Origin of the sequence: Neptuniibacter sp. QD37_6 (assembly GCF_047778085.1) — a bacterium.
Classification (GTDB): Bacteria; Pseudomonadota; Gammaproteobacteria; order Pseudomonadales; family Balneatricaceae; genus Neptuniibacter.
The window spans coordinates 3,500,211-3,523,367 of record NZ_CP180550.1 but is presented as its reverse complement, the minus strand read 5'-3'; the positions used below and the strand labels follow the sequence as shown (position 1 = coordinate 3,523,367).

The 23,157-nt window shown below is 46.4% G+C and carries 22 protein-coding genes; 8 read left to right on the top strand and 14 right to left on the bottom strand.

Annotation, left to right across the window (positions count from 1 at the left end):
- Positions 1–20: 20 nt before the first annotated feature.
- The gene (locus tag ACMXYO_RS16905; protein ID WP_415886301.1) at positions 21–569 is read left to right on the top strand and encodes a pyridoxamine 5'-phosphate oxidase family protein; all 549 of its coding nucleotides are present in this window, start codon (positions 21–23) and stop codon (positions 567–569) included.
- An 11-nt stretch (positions 570–580) separates the two neighbouring features.
- Entirely contained in the window at positions 581–1,183 is a 603-nt protein-coding gene (locus ACMXYO_RS16900) for a glutathione S-transferase family protein (RefSeq protein WP_415886300.1), read from the top strand.
- Here ACMXYO_RS16900 and ACMXYO_RS16895 read toward each other — a convergent pair.
- The 6 genes from ACMXYO_RS16895 to ACMXYO_RS16870 all read right to left on the bottom strand — a co-directional run bounded on the left by ACMXYO_RS16895 (position 1,180) and on the right by ACMXYO_RS16870 (position 9,530).
- Positions 1,180–2,685, bottom strand: coding sequence for a diguanylate cyclase (locus tag ACMXYO_RS16895; RefSeq protein ID WP_415886299.1), 1,506 nt, complete (start codon positions 2,683–2,685; stop codon positions 1,180–1,182). The two genes, ACMXYO_RS16900 and ACMXYO_RS16895, sit on opposite strands and share 4 nt — an antisense overlap.
- A gap of 132 nt (positions 2,686–2,817) precedes the next feature.
- The gene (phoU, locus tag ACMXYO_RS16890; RefSeq protein ID WP_415886298.1) at positions 2,818–3,549 is read right to left on the bottom strand and encodes a phosphate signaling complex protein PhoU; all 732 of its coding nucleotides are present in this window, start codon (positions 3,547–3,549) and stop codon (positions 2,818–2,820) included.
- Positions 3,550–3,567: 18 nt separating this feature from the next.
- Entirely contained in the window at positions 3,568–4,401 is an 834-nt protein-coding gene (gene pstB / locus ACMXYO_RS16885; RefSeq protein ID WP_415886296.1) for a phosphate ABC transporter ATP-binding protein PstB, read from the bottom strand.
- Positions 4,402–4,424: 23 nt separating this feature from the next.
- Complete coding sequence (gene pstA / locus ACMXYO_RS16880; protein WP_415886295.1) at positions 4,425–6,113, bottom strand: phosphate ABC transporter permease PstA; 1,689 nt, start codon at positions 6,111–6,113, stop codon at positions 4,425–4,427.
- A gap of 27 nt (positions 6,114–6,140) precedes the next feature.
- The gene (locus ACMXYO_RS16875; RefSeq protein WP_415886294.1) at positions 6,141–8,414 is read right to left on the bottom strand and encodes an ABC transporter permease subunit; all 2,274 of its coding nucleotides are present in this window, start codon (positions 8,412–8,414) and stop codon (positions 6,141–6,143) included.
- Between the two features lie 144 nt (positions 8,415–8,558).
- On the bottom strand, positions 8,559–9,530 hold the full coding sequence (locus ACMXYO_RS16870) for a PstS family phosphate ABC transporter substrate-binding protein (protein ID WP_415882887.1): 972 nt from the start codon (positions 9,528–9,530) through the stop codon (positions 8,559–8,561).
- Positions 9,531–9,753: 223 nt separating this feature from the next.
- On the opposite strand from ACMXYO_RS16870, the gene ACMXYO_RS16865 reads away from it, so the two are divergent.
- From ACMXYO_RS16865 to ACMXYO_RS16855, 3 genes are read left to right on the top strand one after another with little or no spacing between them, the layout of a single operon-like run.
- Positions 9,754–10,155, top strand: a complete 402-nt coding sequence (locus tag ACMXYO_RS16865) for an acyl-CoA thioesterase (protein ID WP_415882886.1) — start codon at positions 9,754–9,756, stop codon at positions 10,153–10,155.
- Between the two features lie 49 nt (positions 10,156–10,204).
- The gene (locus ACMXYO_RS16860; RefSeq protein WP_415882885.1) at positions 10,205–10,702 is read left to right on the top strand and encodes a hypothetical protein; all 498 of its coding nucleotides are present in this window, start codon (positions 10,205–10,207) and stop codon (positions 10,700–10,702) included.
- 43 nt (positions 10,703–10,745) lie between these two features.
- The gene (locus ACMXYO_RS16855; protein WP_415882884.1) at positions 10,746–11,099 is read left to right on the top strand and encodes a GFA family protein; all 354 of its coding nucleotides are present in this window, start codon (positions 10,746–10,748) and stop codon (positions 11,097–11,099) included.
- A 13-nt stretch (positions 11,100–11,112) separates the two neighbouring features.
- On the opposite strand, the gene ACMXYO_RS16850 is transcribed toward ACMXYO_RS16855, so the two are convergent.
- On the bottom strand, positions 11,113–12,342 hold the full coding sequence (locus ACMXYO_RS16850; protein ID WP_415886293.1) for a nucleoside recognition domain-containing protein: 1,230 nt from the start codon (positions 12,340–12,342) through the stop codon (positions 11,113–11,115).
- Between the two features lie 222 nt (positions 12,343–12,564).
- On the opposite strand from ACMXYO_RS16850, the gene ACMXYO_RS16845 reads away from it, so the two are divergent.
- Positions 12,565–13,167, top strand: coding sequence for a fasciclin domain-containing protein (locus tag ACMXYO_RS16845; RefSeq protein WP_415886292.1), 603 nt, complete (start codon positions 12,565–12,567; stop codon positions 13,165–13,167).
- A 75-nt stretch (positions 13,168–13,242) separates the two neighbouring features.
- On the opposite strand, the gene ACMXYO_RS16840 is transcribed toward ACMXYO_RS16845, so the two are convergent.
- The 3 genes from ACMXYO_RS16840 to ACMXYO_RS16830 form a co-directional block, all read right to left on the bottom strand.
- Entirely contained in the window at positions 13,243–13,734 is a 492-nt protein-coding gene (locus tag ACMXYO_RS16840; RefSeq protein WP_415886291.1) for a DUF6942 family protein, read from the bottom strand.
- 6 nt (positions 13,735–13,740) lie between these two features.
- Complete coding sequence (locus ACMXYO_RS16835; RefSeq protein ID WP_415882879.1) at positions 13,741–14,091, bottom strand: ribbon-helix-helix domain-containing protein; 351 nt, start codon at positions 14,089–14,091, stop codon at positions 13,741–13,743.
- Between the two features lie 87 nt (positions 14,092–14,178).
- Positions 14,179–14,748: a DJ-1/PfpI family protein gene (locus tag ACMXYO_RS16830; protein ID WP_415886289.1), complete on the bottom strand. Its 570-nt coding sequence runs from the start codon at positions 14,746–14,748 to the stop codon at positions 14,179–14,181.
- 199 nt (positions 14,749–14,947) lie between these two features.
- Between ACMXYO_RS16830 and ACMXYO_RS16825 the strand changes: the two genes are divergently transcribed.
- Positions 14,948–15,820, top strand: a complete 873-nt coding sequence (locus ACMXYO_RS16825) for an AraC family transcriptional regulator (RefSeq protein ID WP_415886288.1) — start codon at positions 14,948–14,950, stop codon at positions 15,818–15,820.
- 197 nt (positions 15,821–16,017) lie between these two features.
- On the opposite strand, the gene ACMXYO_RS16820 is transcribed toward ACMXYO_RS16825, so the two are convergent.
- The 4 genes from ACMXYO_RS16820 to ACMXYO_RS16805 form a co-directional block, all read right to left on the bottom strand.
- Positions 16,018–16,548 (bottom strand): hypothetical protein, encoded by a 531-nt coding sequence (locus tag ACMXYO_RS16820; RefSeq protein WP_415886287.1) that lies wholly within the window; start codon positions 16,546–16,548, stop codon positions 16,018–16,020.
- Between the two features lie 101 nt (positions 16,549–16,649).
- Positions 16,650–18,863, bottom strand: coding sequence for a DNA helicase II (gene uvrD, locus ACMXYO_RS16815; protein ID WP_415886285.1), 2,214 nt, complete (start codon positions 18,861–18,863; stop codon positions 16,650–16,652).
- A 120-nt stretch (positions 18,864–18,983) separates the two neighbouring features.
- On the bottom strand, positions 18,984–19,940 hold the full coding sequence (locus tag ACMXYO_RS16810) for a homoserine kinase (protein ID WP_415886284.1): 957 nt from the start codon (positions 19,938–19,940) through the stop codon (positions 18,984–18,986).
- 46 nt (positions 19,941–19,986) lie between these two features.
- A complete protein-coding gene (locus ACMXYO_RS16805) occupies positions 19,987–20,265 on the bottom strand; it encodes a DUF2782 domain-containing protein (protein ID WP_415886283.1) in 279 nt (92 codons plus the stop codon).
- Positions 20,266–20,358: 93 nt separating this feature from the next.
- On the opposite strand from ACMXYO_RS16805, the gene polA reads away from it, so the two are divergent.
- Positions 20,359–23,124 carry a DNA polymerase I gene (polA, locus tag ACMXYO_RS16800; RefSeq protein ID WP_415886282.1) on the top strand — a complete coding sequence of 922 codons (2,766 nt, stop codon included), beginning with the start codon at positions 20,359–20,361 and terminating at the stop codon, positions 23,122–23,124.
- Positions 23,125–23,157 lie beyond the last annotated feature (33 nt).

Genomic DNA, 23,157 nt, shown 5'->3' with positions numbered 1-23,157 from the left:
TCTTTAAGCAAGGTGTTCTCATGGCCCATCGTTTTAGCGACATAACCTTTACCGAGTCTGTACTGGCTATGCAGCAGCGTTTCGGCAGTTATGAAAAGTCTGCTGTAGTACGCCAGCGAATGCCTGATTTTGAACGTTTTACTGAGCGTGAAGCTGACTTTATTCAGGCACGGGATAGCTTTTATATGGCGTCAGTAGGAGAAGATAGCTGGCCCTATATTCAACATCGTGGTGGTGAAGAAGGCTTTCTAAAGGTACTGGATGAAAATACCTTGGCTTTTGGCAACTTCAGCGGTAATGGTCAGTATCAGAGCTTAGGTCATTTCTCCAAGAACGATAAAGTAGCGCTATTTTTGATGGACTACCCCCATCGTCGGCGTTTAAAGATCTTAGGCCGGGTCAAGCTACTCTCGGTTGAAGAACATTTAAAACTCTATGCAGATCAGATGGAAAGTTCGGCCAAAGCGGAATCGTTTATTCATATTAAACTGGAAGCGTTTGACTGGAATTGTTCCAAGCATATTACCCCTAGGTTCACAGAAACTGAGTGGGCACGGGAAGCAATTTAAGGAGCATAAGAATGAAACTGTATGATTTGGAACCATCAGGTAACTGTTACAAAGCAAGATTGTTTGCATCGCTGACCAACATTCCGCTAGAGCTGGTGGCTGTGGACTTCTTGGCGGGGATGCATAAGCAATCACCGGTGATCGACTTGAATCCGTGGGGGCAAGTGCCGGTGTTAGAGGATGGTGAAACGGTACTACGCGATTCCCATGCAATTTTGGTGTATCTAGCGCAGAAGTACGCAACACCAGAGTGGTATGGAAACTCCCCAGAGGAGCAAGCTGAGATTCAGCAATGGTTATCTACTTCGGCAAATGAAATACAAAATGGTCCGGGTGCAGCACGACTCGTTGATAAATTTGGTTATGAACTGAATAAAGACGCGACGTTGGTGGTGGCTGATAGAATTTTAGGACTTCTGGAATCCCATCTTTCTAATAACGACTGGTTAGCACTAGATCGTCCGACGATTGCCGATTGTGCGGTGATGCCTTATGTAGGTTTAGCATGGGAAGGTGGAATTAAGTTGGAAGATTATCCACAGATTGGTCAGTGGATCGATCGCATTAAAGCGCTGCCAGGTTTTATTCCGATGTCTGGCCTAGAGTATTTCTAACTTAGAGTGACTTTGTTACGGCCATTCTCTTTGGATTGATAGAGGGCTTGGTCGGCTAGCTCGATCAGTTCATGCGGCGAGCCTCCTTTAGAAGGATTAATCGAGGCGACGCCCGCACTGACCGTGGCGGTATCGCCGCTGCTAGAAAACTTATGTTCGATCTTAAGATCAGCAACGGCAGAACGGATTCTTTCTGCAATCAGCTGTGCGCCATCAATATCTGTTTCGGGCAGAATCACGGCAAACTCTTCCCCACCATAACGGCAGACCATATCTTGTGCCCGTTGAATGGAAGCTTTAATGGTTTGTGCGATGGTGCGTAGGCAGCCATCACCGGCCAGATGACCATAACCATCATTAAATGGTTTGAAATGGTCTATATCGAGCATTATCAGCGACAAGTTACGCTTAGAGCGCTGTGCACGTCGCCATTCAGTTTCTATATTGCGTTCAAACTCACGGCGATTATTGACCTGTGTTAGGCCATCAACACGTGCGGAGCGGGCCAACTGATCCTGCGATTGTTTAAGCTGCATCAGAATTTTAATGCGTGATTGAATCACCGCAGGTGAGCGGTTCAGCGCAAGAAAGTCTGCGGCCCCGGCTTGATAAGCGTCCAGCTCTAACTGGTCTTCGACCTGTTGGCTAAGAAACGCAATCGGTAGCGGGAACTCATCTTTGTTTTTGTTTACCTCTTCACAGAGAGCAAACATATCCGACCACTGATTCTCTGTACCGAGGAGCAGCAGATCGGGAGCATCTTCCTGCAGTAAGTTTTTCAGCTCGGTTAGGTTTGCCGGTAACAATATATTGTAATCGTTACGCAAAATGGCAATCACCGGCCAGACGATCTCGATACTGTGATCGCAGTAGATTGCGATAGTTTGTTGTTCTGCTCGCGGGCAGCTCTCCCTATGTTGATCCTGAGAATCGATCTCTTTGCCTTTAAAGAAGGCTTTCAAGTCTTCAGGGCTAGGTAACCCTAGCGAGATACGACCATCATCAGCACAGATCACTGGGATACGCAGATTAAAATCACCTTGTTCCCACGCAATTTGCCACTCGATCAGTTTGTTTTCCTGTGGCTCTTCGATATCCAGCTCGGTCGGCAAGCCTGCTTCCATCAAGCAGTCGTAGATAACAGAAACATCCGCTATATCTTTACCTTCGAACCAAAGAGCACGGTAGAGTAGGCGACGAAGATGGATCGATTTTTCAACATCATGCTCAGCCGCTTCGATTACACAAAGGCTGGCAAAGTGACTGTCACTTCGTGCTTTAGGCAGCGCGACTTCGATATTAGGGACACGGCTTCGAACAACGAATACTTCACTGGCGAGTTCGGCCTGACTTTCAGCTGTTTTATTAAAAATCGCGATATCAGGTGCGTGCTCAACTAAGCGCCAATCTACTTGCTGCAAAAGACCAAACTGATGCAACTGCTCATGTAATGCATAGCAGAAGGGGCAGTTGAGGTCGGCGTATACAGTGTATTGCAGCATGGGAGCCCTAGTTGATATATGAGTCATATAAGTATCGACCAATATTCGAATAACTTTGGCTATAAATACAAAAAAAGCAGCCTAATGAGGCTGCTTTTTATAGTGATAAAGCTTATTAAACAGGAGCTTAGATTAATCTTCGTCGCCTGGTTTAACGGCTTTTTTAATCTGCTTAAGGCTACCGTGACGAACATCAGTACCGCTCACTAGGTAGATCAGGTGAGCAGCCATCGCACGTGCATGTTCAGAGATACGCTCAAGGCTACGTAGAACCCAGATTACGTTCATCACACTAGAGATAGAACGTGGATCTTCCATCATGAACGTTGCTAGAGAACGCATTGCAGAGCGGTATTCCTGGTCTACAGATTTGTCCATTTTCGCAACGCGGTAAGCAAGATCTGTATCGTTGCGGGCAAATGCTGTTAATACGTCTTTAACCATCTGGCGAACAAGATTACCGATGTGACGTACTTCCTGATAGCCGCGTGGTGATTCGCCTTCTTCCACTAATTCAATCGCATGGCGGCAGATACGTGCAGCTTCATCACCCATACCTTCTAAGTCAGATACCGCTTTGGATACGGCGATAATTAGACGCAGGTCACTTGCAGCAGGCTGGCGCAGTGCAATGATCTTAGTGCATTGTTCATCGATCATCACTTCCATGTCGTTAGTCTGCTTATCAACTTTGCGAGACTGTTCCGCTAGTTCTGCATCGCTGTTAAGTAGGGCATCGATACAGTCGTGTACTTGACGCTCTACAACACCACCCATGGTTAGCAAATGGGTTCTAATTTGCTCTAGTTCTTCATTAAACCGAGCTGAGATATGCGTGGAATAATTTTCAGTATTTAGTTCCATGATCTGATTCCTTCCCCATTAACCGTAACGGCCAGTAATGTAGTCTTCAGTTTGTTTCTTAGCCGGGTTAGTGAACAACGTATCTGTTACACCAAACTCGATAAGATCACCCATATACATAAAGGCAGTGTAATCAGATACACGCGCAGCCTGTTGCATGTTGTGGGTTACGATCACGATCGTGAAGTCTTTCTTCAGTTCGTGGATCAGTTCTTCAATCTTCAATGTAGAGATTGGGTCAAGTGCAGATGCTGGTTCGTCCAACAGTAGAACTTCTGGTTTTACCGCAATCGTACGAGCGATAACCAAACGCTGCTGCTGACCACCGGACATGCCAAGTGCACTCTCGTGTAGACGGTCTTTAACTTCGTCCCAAAGTGCAGCAGATTTAAGTGCCCACTCAACTGTTTCATCGATAACGCGCTTTTTAGTTACACCCTGAATACGCAGGCCGTAAGCAACGTTTTCGTAGATAGATTTCGGGAATGGGTTTGGCTTCTGGAATACCATACCCACGCGACGACGTAGTTCTGCGATATCAACGCTGCGGTCGTAGATGTTGTTATCATCCAGCAGGATCTCACCTGTGATGCTGCAATCATCTACTAGATCGTTCATACGGTTGAAGCAGCGTAGAAGTGTTGATTTACCACAACCAGAAGGACCGATAAACGCAGTAACGCGGTTCTTAGGGATGTGCATATCGATACCGTGAAGCGCTTCGTTATCGCCGTAGCTCAATTTAAGGTCTTTAACCTCAAGAGCCATTGTTTCTTCTTCAAGGTTCAAAATACGGTTATCTCGTTGCATTGTAGAGATATCAATTGCGTGTGTTTTAGCTTCGCTAGTCATTGTAGCAACCTTTAAAAATTCTATTACATTTCAAGCGCTTTGTATTTTTCACGTAGGTGGTTACGAATCGCGATTGCAGACAAGTTAAGTGCCGCGATTACTGCCACCAACAAAAACGCTGTTGCGTATACCAGCGGACGTGCCGCTTCAACGTTAGGGCTTTGGAAACCAACATCGTAGATGTGGAAGCCCAAGTGCATAAATTTCTGATCCAAGTGTAGGAACGGGTAGTTCATATCCAATGGCAGACTTGGTGCTAGCTTAACTACACCTACCAGCATCAGCGGTGCTACTTCACCTGCCGCACGGGCAATCGCAAGGATTACACCGGTCATAATCGCTGGACTAGCCATTGGGATTACAATCTTCATTAGGGTTTCGAACTTTGTCGCACCTAGCGCCAAAGAACCTTCACGAACCGCACGTGGGATACGTGTTAGGCCTTCCTCTGTCGCTACAATCACAACTGGAACTGTTAGTAGTGCAAGTGTGATAGAGGCCCACATTAGACCTGGCGTACCAAAGGTTGGTGCTGGTTTCGCTTCTGGGAAGAACGCGTCATCTATGTGACCACCCAAGAAGTAAACGAAGAAACCTAGACCGAATACACCGTATACGATTGACGGTACACCCGCCAAGTTGTTTACAGCGATACGGATAACGCGCGTTACAAAACCCTGTTTCGCGTATTCACGTAGGTAAACCGCAGCAACAACACCGAATGGCGTTACGATCACAGACATGATGATAACCATCAGTACTGTACCGAAGATTGCTGGGAAGATACCGCCTTCAGTGTTTGCTTCACGTGGATCTGTACTTACGAATTCCCAGATCTTAGAGAAGTAGTGAAGGATTTTTCCGCCTAGACCCATATCGTTAGGTAGGAAAGCACGTACAACGTGTGCAACTTTGAACTCTACGATTTTGCCGTTTGCGATCTCAGCAACCACAGTGTCACGGTTAAATTTCTCGTAAAGTGCGAGTAGATCACCTTGAAGACCTTCGTATTCTGCGTCTAGTGCCGCACGTTTCTCTTCAATCTCTTTGTACTGAGCTGGGTCAGTTACATTTTTCAGCTGTAGAGAACGCTCTTGCAGACGCAGACGCTCCAACTTGTAGTTGATCGAGCCAATACGGTCTTTCTCGATATCTTCGATATCACTGTGGATATCTAGTGCTCGTTCGATACGACTTTCAAGTACTGCCCAAAGAGCTAGGTACTCGTCAGTTTTTTCGTAGCCTTCGTAGCTAGAAACCAGTTTGCCATCTTCTTTGATGCCACGTAGGTAACCGTAGAAGTTACCCCATTCACGACGCTCAGCAGTGAATAGCATTTCTGGTTTAGACGGATCTTTAATGAAGTCTTCCAGAACCCAGATGAAGTCAGTACCACCGTGGTCACGGTTACCTACTTTCATCAGGTTGCGCTTCATGCTCTCAACACCTTCCGGTACCGCTACGCCACTATCGCGTAGTTGAGCTGCAGGCACATCTTCAGTTTGGACTTTTTCACCGATCAGGGTAACGCTGTTTCCCTTATCAACATAAGTCGCTTGGATAACATCTGCAGGCCAGAAGTGACCCAAACCGCGAATTGCGATAAGAGTCAGTAGACCTACAACCATGATCAAACAGATCGCTACGGCACCGGCATTAAGCCATACCCAAGGTGCGCCGGATTTTGACCATTCAGTAAAAGACTGTCGCATTACTATATTTCCTCAATCAGGCACAAATTACAGAGAGCCGTACTTCTTACGTAAACGCTGACGTACAACTTCCGCCACGGTGTTTACGAAGAAAGTGAACAAGAACAGTACGAACGCTGCCAGGAATAGAATACGGAAGTGGGTACTACCAACTTCAGATTCCGGCATCTCTACTGCAATGTTTGCAGCCAGAGTTCGCATACCCTCAAAGATATTCACGTCCATGATTGGCGTGTTACCAGTTGCCATCAGTACGATCATAGTTTCACCTACAGCACGGCCCATACCGATCATCACTGCAGAGAAAATACCTGGACTCGCTGTTGGCATTACTACGCGTACCAGTGTTTGCCATGGTGTAGCCCCCAGTGCTAAGGAACCGTAAGACAGGTGTTTTGGTACGGCGAAGATCGCATCTTCAGTGATAGAGAAGATCGTTGGGATAACCGCAAAGCCCATCGCGATACCTACTACTAGCGCGTTACGCTGGTCGTAAGGAATGCCTAGCTCTTGAGTTACCCAGTAACGCATCTCAGTACCGAACAACGCTTGCTCTAATCCTGGAGCGACCCAGAAGCTGAACATTGTTGCGATGATTACAACAGGGATCAGTAGCGCTGCGTCCCAGCCATCTGGCACTAAGTAGCGTAGTGTTTTAGGTGCACATGCCCATGCATAAGCGAACGCGATAATAGCCGCAGGTACGACCAGTAGGGTGACAAAGATCCCCGCTAGGTTTACCTCCATAAATGGCGCTAACCATAGACCTGCTAGGAAGCCCAAAATTACCGTAGGCAGTGCTTCCATCAATTCGATGAAAGGTTTTACCTTACGGCGCATTGACGGCACCATGAAGTAAGCTGTGTAGATCGCACCACAGATCGCTAGCGGCGTACCTAGAAGCATGGCGTAGAACGCTGCTTTTAAGGTGCCGAATGCTAATGGCATTAAGCTGTATTTTGGCTCGAAGTCGTTGGTAGAAGCGGAAGACTGCCAAGTGAACTCAGGCTCTTGGTAACCTTCGTACCAAACTTTCTCCCACAGTGCGCTCCAAGAGATCTCTGGGTGTTCGTTGTGAACCGCCCAAAGCGCTAACTTACCATCCTGTTCAACCAATAGTGCGTTAGAACGAGGTGATAGAGCGATCATATCTACATTGCCTTGAGCAACGGCAGCTGTAAGTGAGTTACGTGATGCTGTTGTGCTGTAGAAATCGATAACTCCTTGGTCCGAAACCGTTACAAAACCTTTGCGGCGGTGCTCAATAGAGATGCTGCTGATTGGTGAAGTACCGTTTTCGAAGCTGCGAATCTGGCGCATTAGCCATTCGCCTTTCTCGTTACGAACCAAGAACCACTGTGAGGTCACGCCTTTATCGTCAGAGATAAGTAGGGAGTTACCACCAATCAGTAGCTCAAAAGAGGTGATCTTATTTTTGGTCGTCTCGATTAGCTGAGTAACTTTAGGGCCACCGTCTGCTTGCATATCAACGATGCCCAACTTGCCGCCTTCACCAGAGATCATCATCCAACGACGATCTGGCATCAGCAGTAGTTTCTCAGCTGGGATGTTCATATTTGGAAGCGTAATGCGGTTAGTGTCCGCTTCTACTTCCTCAGTAATCAGGTTCTCGGTTAGGGAAACTTCAGTCGCAGCGATGTTTGCTGCCTGACCACCGATTAGCGTCCATTCTTCCTCTTCACCATTGATTGCAAGTAGCTCAAGTGGTGAATCGCTTACCTGAATCAGTTCAGAACCTAGTGGGTATTCCACTTCTGGCGTGATAACACGTACGCCATCAGGGTAAGTAGAACGGTATTTGTGTTTGAAGACCTGCGCCTGACCGTTGCTGTAACCCAAAGCGAAAATACCGCTATATTCAGAAGCTAGAGCAAAGCTGCTAACTGTTGCACCTTCTGGAATATTGGCAGTTTCTGTTTTGATTACGTTACCGTTGCGGCTGTTAAAAAACACCAACTGACCAAGATCTGTAACACGCAGAGCGATCTCTGTTTGTTCTTCCATTGTCAGATAAAGTGTCTTGCCGTCACCGGGAACAGTGTAAGGAGCAATTTCCTGTCCATTTTTCTGCCAAGGTTCGATGCTGGCAGATTCGAACAGCGGTGCTACTTCATAAAGTAGATAAAAGAAGATCAGAAGGATTGCAACAATAACGCTGATACCACCAAATGCGATACCACCTGAAGCAAGTTTATCCTTCAACGCACGTATGTTTCTGTGTCGCTTGGCCGACGCGGTATTAAAATCCAGGTCGGACGTTGCAGTGTTTTCTGTACTCATGGCACATAGGTCTCGGAAGTTTACTAAGAAGACGGCGCATACAATATGAAAAGTTTGTTACATCTGTATTACAGTGACTGTCATAAACGAAAAAAGGGGGCCAAAATGGCCCCCTTTTTCCTAAGATCATATGATCAAGACATATTACATGCCTAGCGCTTTCATCTGCTTCTCTACAACTGCCGCTGGTAGTGGGATGTAGCCGTCTTTAACTACTACTTCCTGACCTACTTTAGACATAACCATTTTCAGGAACTCTTTCTCTAGAGGAGCTAGAGGCTGACCTGGTTTCTTGTTTACGTATACGTATAGAGAACGAGCTAGTGGGTACTTGCCGTTTAGCGCGTTTTCAGGAGTTGCTTCTACGAATGCGCCGCCATCTTTCTTAGTAAGAGGTAGTGCACGTACAGATGCAGTTTTGTAACCGATACCAGAGTAACCTAGTGCATTAAGAGAAGTAGATACAGACTGTACTACAGATGCAGAACCTGGCTGCTCGTTTACGTTGTTCTTGAAGTCGCCTTTACATAGAGCTTTCTTCTTGAAGTAGCCGTAAGTACCAGATACTGAGTTACGACCGAACAACTGGATGCTCTTATCAGATAGGGAACCTGCTACACCAACATCACCCCAAGTTTTAGCGTCTGCAACAGCGCCACACTTACGAGTAGAAGAGAAGATCGCGTCAACCTGGCTGATAGATAGACCTTCAACTGGGTTATCTTTGTGTACGAATACTGCTAGCGCATCGATTGCTACAGCAACAGGCGTTGGCTTGTAACCAAACTTCTTCTCGAATGCAGCGATCTCTTTGTCCTTCATCTTACGAGACATAGGACCGATGTTAGAAGTACCTTCAGTTAGCGCTGGTGGCGCAGTAGAAGAACCAGCCGCTTGAATCTGAATGTTAACGTTCGGGTAGTTACGCTTGAACTCTTCAGCCCAAAGCGTCATTAGGTTAGCTAGTGTGTCGGAACCTACAGAAGAAAGGTTACCAGAAACACCAGAAGCCTTAGAGTAAACTGGTAGGTTCTTGTCTAGCAGGTCAGATGCGTTTGCAGCTACACAAGTTGCAGAGATAGCAACAGCAGCAAGCAGCTTTTTCATAGGTTTCATGTATAGGCTCCAAAGAGTCTTAAAATTAGATATATGAGTTAAGATGCGAACACTATAATTTTCTTAAATGACAAAAGTGTGACACTTAGAAAAGAATTTTTACGTTGTACATATTCAGGGTATTAGCCTTTTGTATTAGAGTAAGCTGACTAATAAATACAAAATTCACAGTTTCTATCATTACCCTAAGGAGTGGGGATGGCAGTAAAGGAGGGGTAGTCCCATGGAGCATGTCGAGGAAAATAGCCATCAGCCAGCAGGTGAATTAAGCCTACTTCTGCCGGCTTCAAGCGATGCTACCAACATGTTTGGCGATGTTTATGGTGGTTGGGTATCCGCTAAAATTGTACAGGCTGCCGAAATTTATGCGGCTAAATTATCTAAGGGCCGTGTCTCTACAGTATCGGTTGGCCAGATGGAGTTTTTATCTCCAGTACTAGAGGGAACTATTATGTCCTTCTACACTCAATTGATTGAAAGTGGCCGCAGCTCTTTGCGAATCCACGTTGAAGCTTGGGGTTGTTGCCCTGATGGCAGCGAACTAAGAAAAGTGACCGAAACCGAATGTGTGCAAGTTGCCATTGATGGCCATGGACATATCCGCGATCTGGCGGTTGCCATATAAGCGGCTATAGTTACTTCTAAGATCAACCATAACAACAAGGATGTTTAATATGGCTCATGCAGATCCGTTACCTATATACGAACAACTATCTGAAACTGACAGTGTGATTGTGCAGGCAAATGACTTTGCCTTTCGCCGATCTTGCTTAGACGCGTATGAAGCGGCGTTAAAATTCTGCTTAGCAGAGTTGCACTTACCCAACTTATTAGATGAGGACTCGATGCACGCAGTTGAGCGCTATATCGCTCGACACTTCGCGGAGTTTTCGTTGGGTACCCAGCAAGGTTTAAGTCAGGCGCCAGCCATTTGGCAGGCTTATTACAGCGCTTGGCCGCAACTGTCGGCCTCAGAAAAACAGGCCTTTGGCTTTACCGTTTTATCTTTAGTGTTTGGTGAAACAGTTGCTGCTGAAGCGGTCGGGTATGCAGGTACTTCTGCACCGGCAACCTTGCAAGCCTTTGATATTGATACCATGAGCCATGATGTCATTTATAACGGCATAGGTCAGACAGAACCGGATGGTAGCCTTTTAATAGACGAGAGCTAGCATTGTTTCCGACCTTTGCTTAAACCAAGTGGAGGCGAGTGCTATGCCGGTGTATCAAGGCAGTTGTCATTGCGGCAACGTTAGATTCAGTTTTCATGCCCCAGAGATTGTCGAAGGTGTGCGTTGTAACTGCTCTATCTGCCAGAAGAAAGGCGCAATGATGGGTAACTTTGTAGTCGACCCTAGCGATATCGATATTCAGGTATCGGATGATTCCTTGGCAACTTATGAGTTCGCGACCCATATCGCCAAACATCATTTCTGTAAGCAATGCGGTATCTATACTTTCCATCAAACCTTGCGTAAACCCGGTCATTACCGCGTGCATCTAGGCTGTGTCGATGGTGTGGATGTGTTGGCACTACCTTACGAACTGATTGATGGTGCTTCTTTGTAGGTTGGTTTATTTATTAGCCAAAGAACCAGTAACCCACAGTGATTGCAGCGATGATTCCTGCCAAATCGGCGGTTAAGCCGCAAGCAATGGCATGGCGGGTGTGCCTGATGCCAACCGCACCAAAATATACTGCCAGTACATAGAAGGTGGTTTCAGTTGAGCCTTGGACAACCGAGGCTAGGTAAGCTGCGAAAGAATCGACACCATGGGTATTCATGGTTTCCAGCATCATTGCCCGGGCGCCAGAGCCGGAAAATGGCTTCATAATCGCAGTGGGCAGTGCATCAACAAAGCGGGTATCGGCGCCAAAGCTGGCAAAGCCTTCACGTAGTAACCAGATAAACCCCTCTAACGCGCCACTTTCCCTGAGTACGCCAATCGCCACCAGCATGGCGAGCAGATAAGGGATAATTTTAATCGCGACTTCAAATCCCTCTTTGGCGCCATCAATAAAGGTTTCGTAGATATTCACCCCTTTAAAGTGGGCGATACAGAGAAAGCCAATAATCGCTGAGAAAATCATTAAATTACCCACTAGCGATGATTGCCGTTGTAACTCGTCGATCGTTAGTGTCGTGAAATAGCCGATAAAAGCGAGTAATAGTGCAACAAATCCGCCGATATAGAGCAGAGTAACTCTTTCCCATAAACGGATTTTCTGTACAAAACTCACCGCTAATAAGCCAGCAAGTGTCGAGCAACAGGTTGCAATTAGAATAGGGATAAAGACCGACGTAGGGTCACTGGCACCTTGTTGCGCTCTATAGAGAAACACGGTGATCGGGAATAGCGTTACCGAGGAGGTGTTCAGTACCAGAAACAAAATCTGGGCATTAGTTGCGGTATCTTTATGTGGGTTTAAACTCTGTAGATCACGCATCGCCTTCAAACCTAAAGGCGTGGCTGCGTTATCTAAACCTAGAACATTGGCCGAGAGGTTCATTGTCATAGAGCCCATAGCTGGATGACCTTTTGGCACTTCTGGCATCAAACGGCTGAAAAGTGGACTTATTCCCCGTGCAAACTTATCCACAAGACCAGAGCTTTCTGCCAATTTCATTATGCCCAGCCAAAAAGCGAGGGTACCGATCAAGCCTATGGATAACTCCACCGAGAGCTTCGACATATCAAAGGTGGACTGCACCAAACGTTGAAATACTGCAGAATCATCTAGCCAAAGCCACTGATAGAGGGCCGCGCTAAAGGCGATTAGAAAAAAACTTAGCCAGATGCGATGAAGCATAAAAACCTTTTTAAATTTATCGCAATATCAGGGAGTTAAGTGGAGCCATTAAAAATAAGAATATTCTATTCACAGGCATAAAAACAGAAAAAGAAAATTTTGTTGTACGTTTTTTGATCTGCCTTTCTAAAACCTCCGTAGCACTGATTACGATGCACTTAAGCAAAATCTCATTGAGGCAGTAGAGGGCCTGCTTAAGGAATAAACGCGAGGAGAAGAACAATGAAAATTATAAAAACACTGGCCTGCTTTCTACTAGCTGTACCATTAATGGCGACCGCAGATTCCTATTCAATGAAGAAAGATATTGTCGATGTCGCTGCGGGTAATGAGAGTTTCTCTACCTTAGTAACGGCGCTGAAAGCTGCTGACTTAGTCGGTGCCCTACAAGGCGATGGCCCCTATACGGTGTTTGCGCCAACCAATGACGCGTTCGCCAAGCTGCCAGAAGAAACTTTGGCTGACCTGTTAAAGCCTGAGAACAAAAAAGATCTACAAGCGGTACTTACCTACCATGTAGTAGCTGGAAAAGTGGATGCAAAAACTGCGATGGGGTTAACTGCAGCACCTTCTCTACAAGGTGAAAACATCGCGATCAGCTTAGCTGGTGGTAATGTGATGATTAATCAGGCGACTGTAGTCGCTGCTGATGTGGATGCCAGCAACGGCATTATCCATGTAATTGATACCGTAATTTTGCCACCATCATTGCTACAAGCAGCTGAGATCAATCGTATGACTGAAGATAACCCAACCGCTGCGGGAGCTAATCAGCAAACATTTAATATGAACTGGGAAAAGATTCAGAATCCGACTCTGAATTGAGTAATGTCTTAGTTCTGCGAGATAATAAGCCCTGAATACACAGGGCTTTGATCGTTTTAAATACTTTTGATCGTTTTAAGGACTTAGGTTTTTTACCAACCCAACCAACTGACTGATTCTTGCGTTGCTCAACTGACGATAATCTAAATAAGGGCAGACGATCACTTTGTTGTCTTTATTTATCGCAAAGTACGGATCTAACCAGAGCAAGTTTTCTAGGCCGAGTTCTTGGGCATAGGTTTTACCGGCAATGATATGAATGCGGTTTGACTCTGTTAGATCTGGCTTTGAAAACAGCAAGGCCATTGGGCTTTCTGCCTGATACAGCGACTGATTGCGCAGCGCCTGCCAAGTCTTAAACTCTACGTCGTTTTGTAGCTCAAACAGAAACTTAGCGCTGACATTAAAAATCTTACGCCAGTGATTACCTGTTTGGTCCGCAATGTGTTTGATCTCACCCGAGGTAAGTGGGCGCAGATGATCGAGAGCAGGGTAGGGTTCAATCGGTGGTCGATTGGCAATATAGATCGCGATCTCAAACCCTTGAGCGCCGAGTCCGACAGTCATAGAGGTTTAGTGACGCTTTTCGATTTCGTTACTTAAAATCGCATCAGCATCGAGGGAGCTGATCGCCACAGTTTCATTCGTTGGGATATCGCCCGACAGTTGCAACGCCAGGTAACGCATACAGCAAACTCTTAAGAATGAAGTGAAGTTGCCTAAGTCGTGACCGGCATCGATCGATTCGTGATAAAGGCGGGTCAGCATCTGCGGAATATTTAGATCATCCCGTTCTGCTATCGCTGTCAGGGTCGTCCAAAAATAGTTTTCCAGACGTACGCTGGTAACCATTCCGTCAATACGGATTGAGCGGGTGCTGCTTTTCCAAAGTTCTGGTTCGGCATTAATAAACAGTTTGCACATAGCTCTCTCCACTGATTTGACTGTATAGGTAGCGACAAACTGCTTTCGGGTTCAGGTTTGGGGAGAAAGCAGCTTGCGCTAATTCTATTACATAGTTAGTAAAACCATAAACTGTGCTAACCAAGCAGGATGTGCCGGCCATGCAGGCGCTGTGACTAGATTGCCATCAGTCACGGCTGCATCCAGAGGAATATCAGTGTATGTGCCACCAGATTGATTGATCTCCGGGGCACACGCAGGGTATGCAGAGCAAGATTTACCTTCTAGAACGCCCGCAGCAGATAGCAATTGCGCGCCATGGCAGATCGCTGCTACAGGTTTGTTCTCTTTAAAGAAGTGGCGCACCATCTCGATCACTTCTTGGTTTAAACGTAGATATTCTGGTGCTCGACCACCTGGGATTACCAGTGCGTCATAATCTTCAACATTAATATCTGCAAACGTCGCGTTTAGGGTGAAGTTGTGCCCGCGTTTTTCTGTGTAAGTTTGATCGCCTTCGAAGTCATGAATCGCCGTTGCAATGGTATCGCCGCTTACTTTTTCTGGGCATACTGCATCTACATGGTGGCCAACCGTTAATAGGGTTTGGAACGGCACCATCGTTTCATAATCTTCGGTGAAATCACCGGTAATCATTAGAATCTTTTTGCTTTGCATTGTATTGGGCTCCCTTGTTTGGGCTTTTTTATTTGAATGGCTGCTCAATACTTATCAAAGTAACAGGGCTTGGATTGGGATAGGTATTAGCTGAATACTACATGGTGAAAAGTGACCAATACTTTTGTTGTATGGGAATTGTTAAGCTAGCGGTCCGTACTTAAATTCGATGGCCGGTGGATATTATAGGCTGGTGTAGATGCAAAAGATTAAACACACCTTTTTTGAGAATAAACGCCTGGCGTCTCTAGGGGTAGAACCGATTTCGTTCTCGGATCTTTATCAAAAGCTGCCGACTGTGCCTGAGCGCTTAGAGTTTTACATGCTGATTCTGGTGACCAAAGGACAGGGTTTGCATTGCGTCGATTTTATCGATTACGACCTTAGGCCGGGCAATTTGTTGTTTGTACGACCGGGGCAGGTACAAGAGTGGAAGGATTACCGTAACGTGCGGGCGGAAGTTGTGCTGATTGATCCTACTGCATTACCGAATGATGAATTGGTGAAATCTAAAGGTGTGGATCTGCTCGCTCTGCAAGATTGGCAAAATAGCACGTTTCTGACTGAACTTTTACAGCAGGATATTCTGCAATCGATTTCACGCTTAAAGCGCGATTTTGAAGACTTCGATGGTTCAGAATTAGATATCTCCTTACTACGGAATGAACTGTTGAATCTACTGTTGAGGGTAGCACGCTGGCAGCAGAAAGTTCGAGTTGCGGATAAGGTGACAAGTCGCTCCCGTAAAACCTACCAGTTGTTTATCGATCTATTGGAGCAAGAGTATCGGACTGAGCATAGCCTGCGTTACTACGCTGAAAAGCTCGGTTACGCTCAGAGTACGTTGAGCCGCGCCTGCATTCAGGTTGAAGGGAACAGCGCTAAGGTGGTGATTGATCGCCGTGTCGCACTGGAAGCCAAACGTATGTTGGCGCATAGCTCAGCTTCTGTTGCAGAGGTAGGTTACTGGTTAGGCTTTAGTGAAGCTACTAACTTTGTAAAATTCTTTCGCCGCATGGTCGGCGTTACGCCGCAATTATTCAGGGAGCGGCGTTCGGAACTGCGGTGCTAATAGCGTTATGTTGGTTTAAATATTTCTTCACAATTTGATCACGGCGGCCACTACTAATCAGATTATCAATCGATTTATTGATTGGTTTTACCAAGTCTATACGAGCACGATGTATACGGATGTGTAAACTCGCTTCATCATGTATAGGGCCTGCTTCTAAGTATTTTTTTTGCGCTGAGGCATTAAAAATATCCTCGTTAACTATGACCAACGTCAGCTCGGCCTAAAGCCAGGGCGCGCATCAAGGTTGCTTCATTCTGAAAGTTGACCTTTTCTCCAAAATGTTCAGATCCTCGATAATCGAAGCCTCGGACAGTGGCGATAAGTTTATCGGATAGCTGCGAAAGCTTGTTTATCTCAAAGGACTTGCCTTTAGGAAAAATAAACATGTCTTTGGTCCAGTAAAATTGTTTACTAAAAACTTGGACCTCTTGCTCTCTCGGGCGTGCACGCCAAGCGGGGTTTGCACAGCAAGCTAAATGATAGAGCTGATTTTCAAAACCTATGCGGCGTCGCATAGGAGGTACTGGCAATAGCAGAGGTTTGAGACCTGCCCCTATTAGTATTTCTCTGAATAGGTCAGGATATATTCCGTGGGCTTGGCCATTCTTGATGATTGATAAGGGTGAACGATCCTGATCATAGATAGGCACCGTGATTACTTCAGCTGCTTTAGCAAAGGTGCAAGATATGATTAGGGCAGCGAAGACACTCCAGAGTTTATACATATCCCCTCCGTCACCTTAAAAATCTGAACGGTTTAAGTATAAGGTGACTTTTGGGAATTGGCCTTCTTTGCCTAGGAAATAGGCTTGGAAATCATTGGTGCTTATAACAGCGTTAGATTGGCAAAGCCAACCACCAGCCACTTACTACCTTCGTAATCGAAATTAACCTGTACTCTGGCCTTAGGCCCCGAACCTTCAAAGTTAAGTACAGTGCCATCACCAAATTTGCTGTGCATAACACGTTGACCCAGGGCAAGGTTGGTTTCTGGTACATCGCTGCTGCTAAGAGAGCTACTACCAAATAAGCTACTGCCTTGGTTATCGTTATGGCGGCTGGTCATGGGGCGGCTAACGCTAGCGTTAAGGCGAACCTCTTCCATCAAGTCGTTTGGAATTTCACCAATGAAGCGGGAAGGTCGGTTGTAGTTATCTTGTCCATGCAAACGACGGGATTCAGCGTAAGTGATAAACAGCTTCTGCATTGCACGGGTGATACCTACATAGCAGAGGCGACGCTCCTCCTCTAAACGGCCCGGCTCTTCTACGGACATTTTATGCGGGAACAAACCTTCTTCAACACCGGCTAAGAATACCTGCGGGAACTCCAGGCCTTTAGCGGAGTGAAGGGTCATTAGCTGCACGCTGTCTTGATAATCATCCGCTTGCGCATCACCAGCGTCCAGCGCAGCTTGGTCTAAAAATGCCGCAAGCGGGGAGTTAAACTCCTCATCCAGAAATTCATCCCACTGGCTGTTGAACTGCTTAGCTGCAGTGACCAGCTCTTCCAAGTTTTCGATACGGGATTGAGCTTTCTCGCCTTTCTCTTTTTTGTGATGTTCGATCAGACCTGAGTGTTGGATAACATGTTCAGTCTGTTCGTGTAGCAGGGTGTCTTCGGTATCTTGAGCCATCTGATTGATCAGATCTAAGAAAGCCTGCAGGGCATTAGACGCACGCGCTGGTAGCTTTTTCAGTTCTACAATTTCGTTGGACGCGCGCCACATAGAGATTACTTGGCTGCGGGCATGCTCACGGATAATTTCGATGGTACGTGTGCCTATACCGCGTGTTGGTACATTGATTACACGCTCCATCGAGGTGTCATCGTCGCGGTTGCTCAGCAGGCGCATATAGGAAAGCGCATTTTTGATCTCAAGGCGCTCATAGAAGCGTTGGCCACCGTAAATACGGTAAGGCACACCGCTGCGAATCAAGGCTTCCTCGAGCACTCGGGACTGGGCGTTGGAGCGGTACAGAATCGCACATTCTTTACGGAGGTTGCCTTCTTGTACCCATTTACCGATTTGATCGACGATAAAACGCGCTTCATCTTGTTCATTAAACGCAGCATATAGTGAGATCGGCTCACCTTCGCCCGATTCAGTATGTAGCTCTTTACCTAAACGGCCTTGGTTGTTGCGGATGACTTCGTTGGCAGCGCGCAGAATCGTCTCAGTAGAGCGGTAGTTTTGCTCTAGTTTGATCGTTTCTGTACCTGGGAAGTGAACCGGTAGGTTCTGGATATTTTCGATCTTCGCTCCACGCCAGCCGTAGATAGACTGGTCATCATCGCCCACCGCCATCAATTTCTTCTGACCACCGCATAGCAGCTGCAGCCAGCCGTACTGAATAGTGTTGGTATCTTGGAACTCGTCCACCAGAATGTAGCGGAAACGCTCTTGATAGTGCTCCAGTAGAGCTGGGTTCTTATCGCGGAACAGTTCAAGGGAGCGTAGTAAAAGCTCGCCAAAGTCGATCATGCCGCCACGTTCGCAGGCTTGCTCGTAAGCTTCGTACACTGCCAGCATCTGACGATCATTCAGATCATGGCGTGGTTCGATATGTTTAGCGCGTAGGCCATTATCTTTCTTATCGTTGATGTACCACTGGAATTGGCGAGCAGGCCAGCGCTTATCGTCCAGATTCATCTCTTTGGCTAAACGTTTAATCAGACGAAGCTGATCATCGCTGTCCATAATCTGGAAGTTTTCAGGTAAGCCAGCATCCTGCCAATGAGCGCGCAGTATACGGTGGGCCAAACCGTGGAAAGTGCCGACCCACATGCCTTGAGGATTGATACCTAATAGCTCCTCAATACGGCCACGCATCTCTTTTGCAGCTTTGTTGGTGAACGTAACCGCCATAATAGAGTAGGGCGACATTCCTTCTGTCTGAATCAGCCAAGCAATTCGGTGTACCAATACGCGGGTTTTACCAGAGCCTGCGCCGGCTAAAACTAGTAAGTTTTGTACCGGAGCGGTTACAGCATTGCGTTGGGCATCGTTCAGAGAATCGATAATGTGAGTTACGTCCATAGCGGCTTTCTGTTCACTGTATAAATAATCAGTGGCAGATTATAGCGGGTGTTAGCAAAAGAGGGCAGTGTTGATTTACGAAGACCCCAAGTCTTGGGTCTTCGTATCGGGAATCAGTGATTAAGGCAGCTGACTAGGGTTGTTACGGCGATAGATCAGGATCTGTTTTAGCTCTTCAGGGTCTTTCAGCTTCTGCTCGCTGTTTTCGTCCAACCACGGGATTAAGCGTGATAGCCAGAAACGCATCGCGGCAGTACACGTCAGCACTGGCCAAGCTTTGTATTCATCCTGAGTGAAAGGGCGCGCTTTTGCGTAGGCTTTTAGCAATGCTTGTTCTCGTTCGCTATCAATCGAGCCATCAGGGCGGCAGCACCAATCATTAGCCACGATCGCCAGATCAAATAGAAGATAAGCAGTAGCGGCGTTATAAAGGTCTAGTACCGCGCTGACTTCAGCTTCTTGGAATAGCACATTGTCGTGGAACAGATCGCCATGAATCGTGCCCACTTTAATATCACCCGGTTGCTCGCGAAGTTGATCAAAACGCGCTACTTCTTCTTGCAGAATAGCTTGATCGTCTTCAGGCAACTTACTACGAATGAGTTCGCTTTCTCTGCGCCACCAGAAAACACCGCGGTGCGCTTGGCGATCAAGATAGAAGTCTTCTGTTGCAACGTGGAACTCGCCTAAGACTTTACCAATGGCAGCACAGTGCTCAGGTGTGAGTTCTTGCTGACCTACATGCTCACCAAAGAATCTTGGTTGTAGCGCAGCAGGTTTCTTTTTCAGCTGTTTAAGGCCAATACCGTTTCGATCTTGAATGGCAAAAGGTACAGCGATATTTCGCTGCGATAGCCATTGGCATAGTTCGACAAAGTAAGGTAACTCTTCGTAGCTAAGCTCTTCAAACAAAGTGAGTACATACTCCGTCTTAACCTCATCATTTATAAGGGTGACAAAGTAATTGGTATTTTCGATACCACCATCAATACCTTTGTAACTGACTAACTCTCCCAGATCATAATCTTTAAGAAATGCTGTTAGGTCAGTGTCATTAAGTTGCGTATATACAGCCAAGCGCTTTACTCACTTCGTAAAATTGAATTCGTTTGTTCCAGCTGACTTACCAGCGGAACAGCACCCATTTAGGGATCAGCATTTGTGACTCTTCATGACGAATAAATGCGCCGTCACCTGGTGCCGGAACCAGATAGTATTCTTTGCCGTTTTTAGGCACGACCTTAATCTCCTGAAGCTGACCATTTACGCGGTATTCGTAATAGGTTTTATCTTGTTCATGGAAGATTGTGATCTGCGGTTCATTTTCATCAACCAGCGGTGGAACTTCGGCATAAGCTACAGGTGTCACTACAAGTAGTACTGCTAATAGTAGCTTTTTCATTATTCTTTCCTCTTTCATGGCAAGATTTCTTTTGGCAAATGAGCATATCGACTATGATCGGGTTTTTGAAGAATAACCAACCCGGATTTCCTGATGAGCGAACAGCAGCAAGCCAACTCCTCTCCTTTAATTTTAGTCGACGGTTCCTCTTATTTATACCGTGCTTTTTTTGCTTCACAACAGGCTGACCTGAGAAATTCTGCGGGAATCCCAACAGGGGCGATCCGAGTTGTTACTTCAATGCTGAAAAGCTTGATCAAACAGTACCCGCAAAGCCCAATAGCGGTGATCTTTGATGCCAAAGGTAAAACATTCCGTGATGAGATCTACAGCGATTATAAAGCCCAGCGCCCACCGATGCCGGATGATCTGCGTAGTCAGGTGGAGCCGATCCACAACATCGTTAAAGCGTTGGGTATGCCGCTAATCGTAGAACCGGGTGTAGAGGCAGATGATGTGATCGGTACGATGGCGCGCGAAGCCAGCGCTCAAGGTATCGATACCCTGATCTCTACAGGCGATAAGGATATGGCGCAGCTGGTGGATCAACATGTAACGCTGATCAACACTATGACAGACACCATCATGGATATTGAAGGTGTGAAAGAGAAGTTTGGTATTCCGCCAGAGTTGATCATCGATTACTTGGCATTGATGGGCGATAAAGTCGATAACATCCCAGGTGTTCCGGGCGTGGGTGAAAAGACGGCATTGGCTTTGCTGCAAGGTCTCGGCGGTATTAAAGATCTTTACCAAAATCTAGATAAAATTGCTGATCTCGGTTTCCGTGGTTCGAAAACTATGGCGAAGAAACTAGAAGATAACCGCGAAGAAGCGGATCTATCTTACCTACTGGCAACGATTAAAACCGACGTTGAGCTGCATGAAAAAGTCGAAGAGATCGTTAAGCCCGAGCCAAACAAAGAGCAGTTAATCGAGTTATACAAAGAATTTGAATTCAAGACATGGGTGCGTGAGTTGGAATCTGGTGAGAGCGGTGCCGCAGTAGCCGCTGATCCGTCAGAACCATCTACTCCAGAAGCACCTAAAGATGTTGAATACACAACAGTGCTTACAGAAGCTGATCTAGATAGTTGGATTGAAAAGTTATCCACAGCTGAACTTTTTGCCTTTGATGCAGAAACTACTAGCTTGAACTATATGGAAGCTGAGCTGGTGGGTGTTTCTTTTGCGGTAGAACCGGGAAAGGCCGCTTATGTACCGGTTGCACATGATTACATGGGCGCGCCAGAGCAGATTAGTCGTGATGTTCTTTTGACTAAGCTGAAACCACTATTAGAAAGTGAAGATCACAAAAAGATTGGTCAGCATATTAAATACGATATGAATGTGTTGGCTCGTTACAATATCGATCTAAAAGGTGTGGCGTTCGATACCATGCTGGAATCCTACGTGTTGAACTCCACGGCAACGCGTCACGATATGGATAGCTTGGCTGATCTTTACCTGGGTGTGAAAACCGTTAAGTTCGAAGAGATTGCCGGTAAAGGTAAAAAGCAGCTGACGTTCAACCAGATCGAGCTAGAACAAGCAGCGCCTTATGCGGCGGAAGATGCTGATATCACCCTGCGTCTACATCAAGCGATTGATAGTCAATTAGGCCAAGATGAAGCGCTAAGCAAAGTCTTTAATGAGATCGAAAAACCGCTGATTCCAGTACTGTCACGTATCGAGCGTAACGGTGCTTTGGTTGATGCTTCGATGCTCGGTGAGCAAAGTATCGAACTGGCTGCACGTATGGTGGAGCTAGAGCGTGAAGCTTACGATATCGCCGGTAAAGAGTTTAATCTGGCGTCACCAAAGCAGTTGCAGCAGATTCTGTTTGAAGAGCTAAATATCCCGGTGATTAAGAAGACACCAAAAGGTGCACCATCGACTGCCGAGGAAGTGCTTCAGGAGTTAGCTCTTGAATATCCTCTGCCGAAATTGATTCTTGAACACCGTAGCCTGAGCAAGCTTAAATCGACTTACACCGATAAGCTTCCGCTAATGATCAGCCCAAGTACTGGGCGCATTCATACCTCTTACCATCAAGCGGTAACAGCGACAGGACGACTGTCGTCAACAGATCCGAACCTGCAGAACATTCCGGTACGTACTCAGGAAGGCCGCCGTATTCGTCACGCCTTCATCGCTCCAGAAGGCTACAAGGTTGTAGCTGCCGATTACTCGCAGATCGAACTGCGTATTATGGCGCACCTGTCTCAAGATCAAGGTTTGCTGGATGCTTTCTCTAAAGGTGCCGATATTCACCGTGCAACTGCAGCGGAAGTATTCAAAGTTGAACTCGATCAGGTCTCTGATGATCAGCGCCGTAGTGCTAAAGCGATCAACTTCGGTTTGATCTACGGTATGTCTGCGTTTGGTTTAGCGAAACAATTAGGTATCGCCCGTAAAGATGCGGCGCAGTATATCGAACACTATTTTGAGACTTATCCAGGTGTGCAGCACTATATGGATGATATCCGCACCAAAGCGCAGGAGCAGGGTTACGTTGAAACTCTGTTTGGTCGCCGTTTGTACTTGCCAGAGATTAAAGCGAAAAACGCGATGCGCCGTCAGGCTGCTGAACGTACCGCGATCAATGCGCCAATGCAGGGTACTGCCGCAGATATCATTAAACGCGCGATGGTGACGGTAGATGCTTGGTTAGCTGAATCCGATTTAGATGTCCGCATGATCATGCAAGTACACGATGAATTGGTCTTTGAAGTACGTGAAGATCAGGTAGATGCCTTTGTTGCTGAAGTGAAAGATCAAATGGCAGGAGCAGCCGATCTAGATGTACCGTTGCTAGTTGAAGCCGGTGTAGGTGATAACTGGGAACAGGCGCACTAAGTTCATAAAATATTTTTGAGTATTTTTTGAACA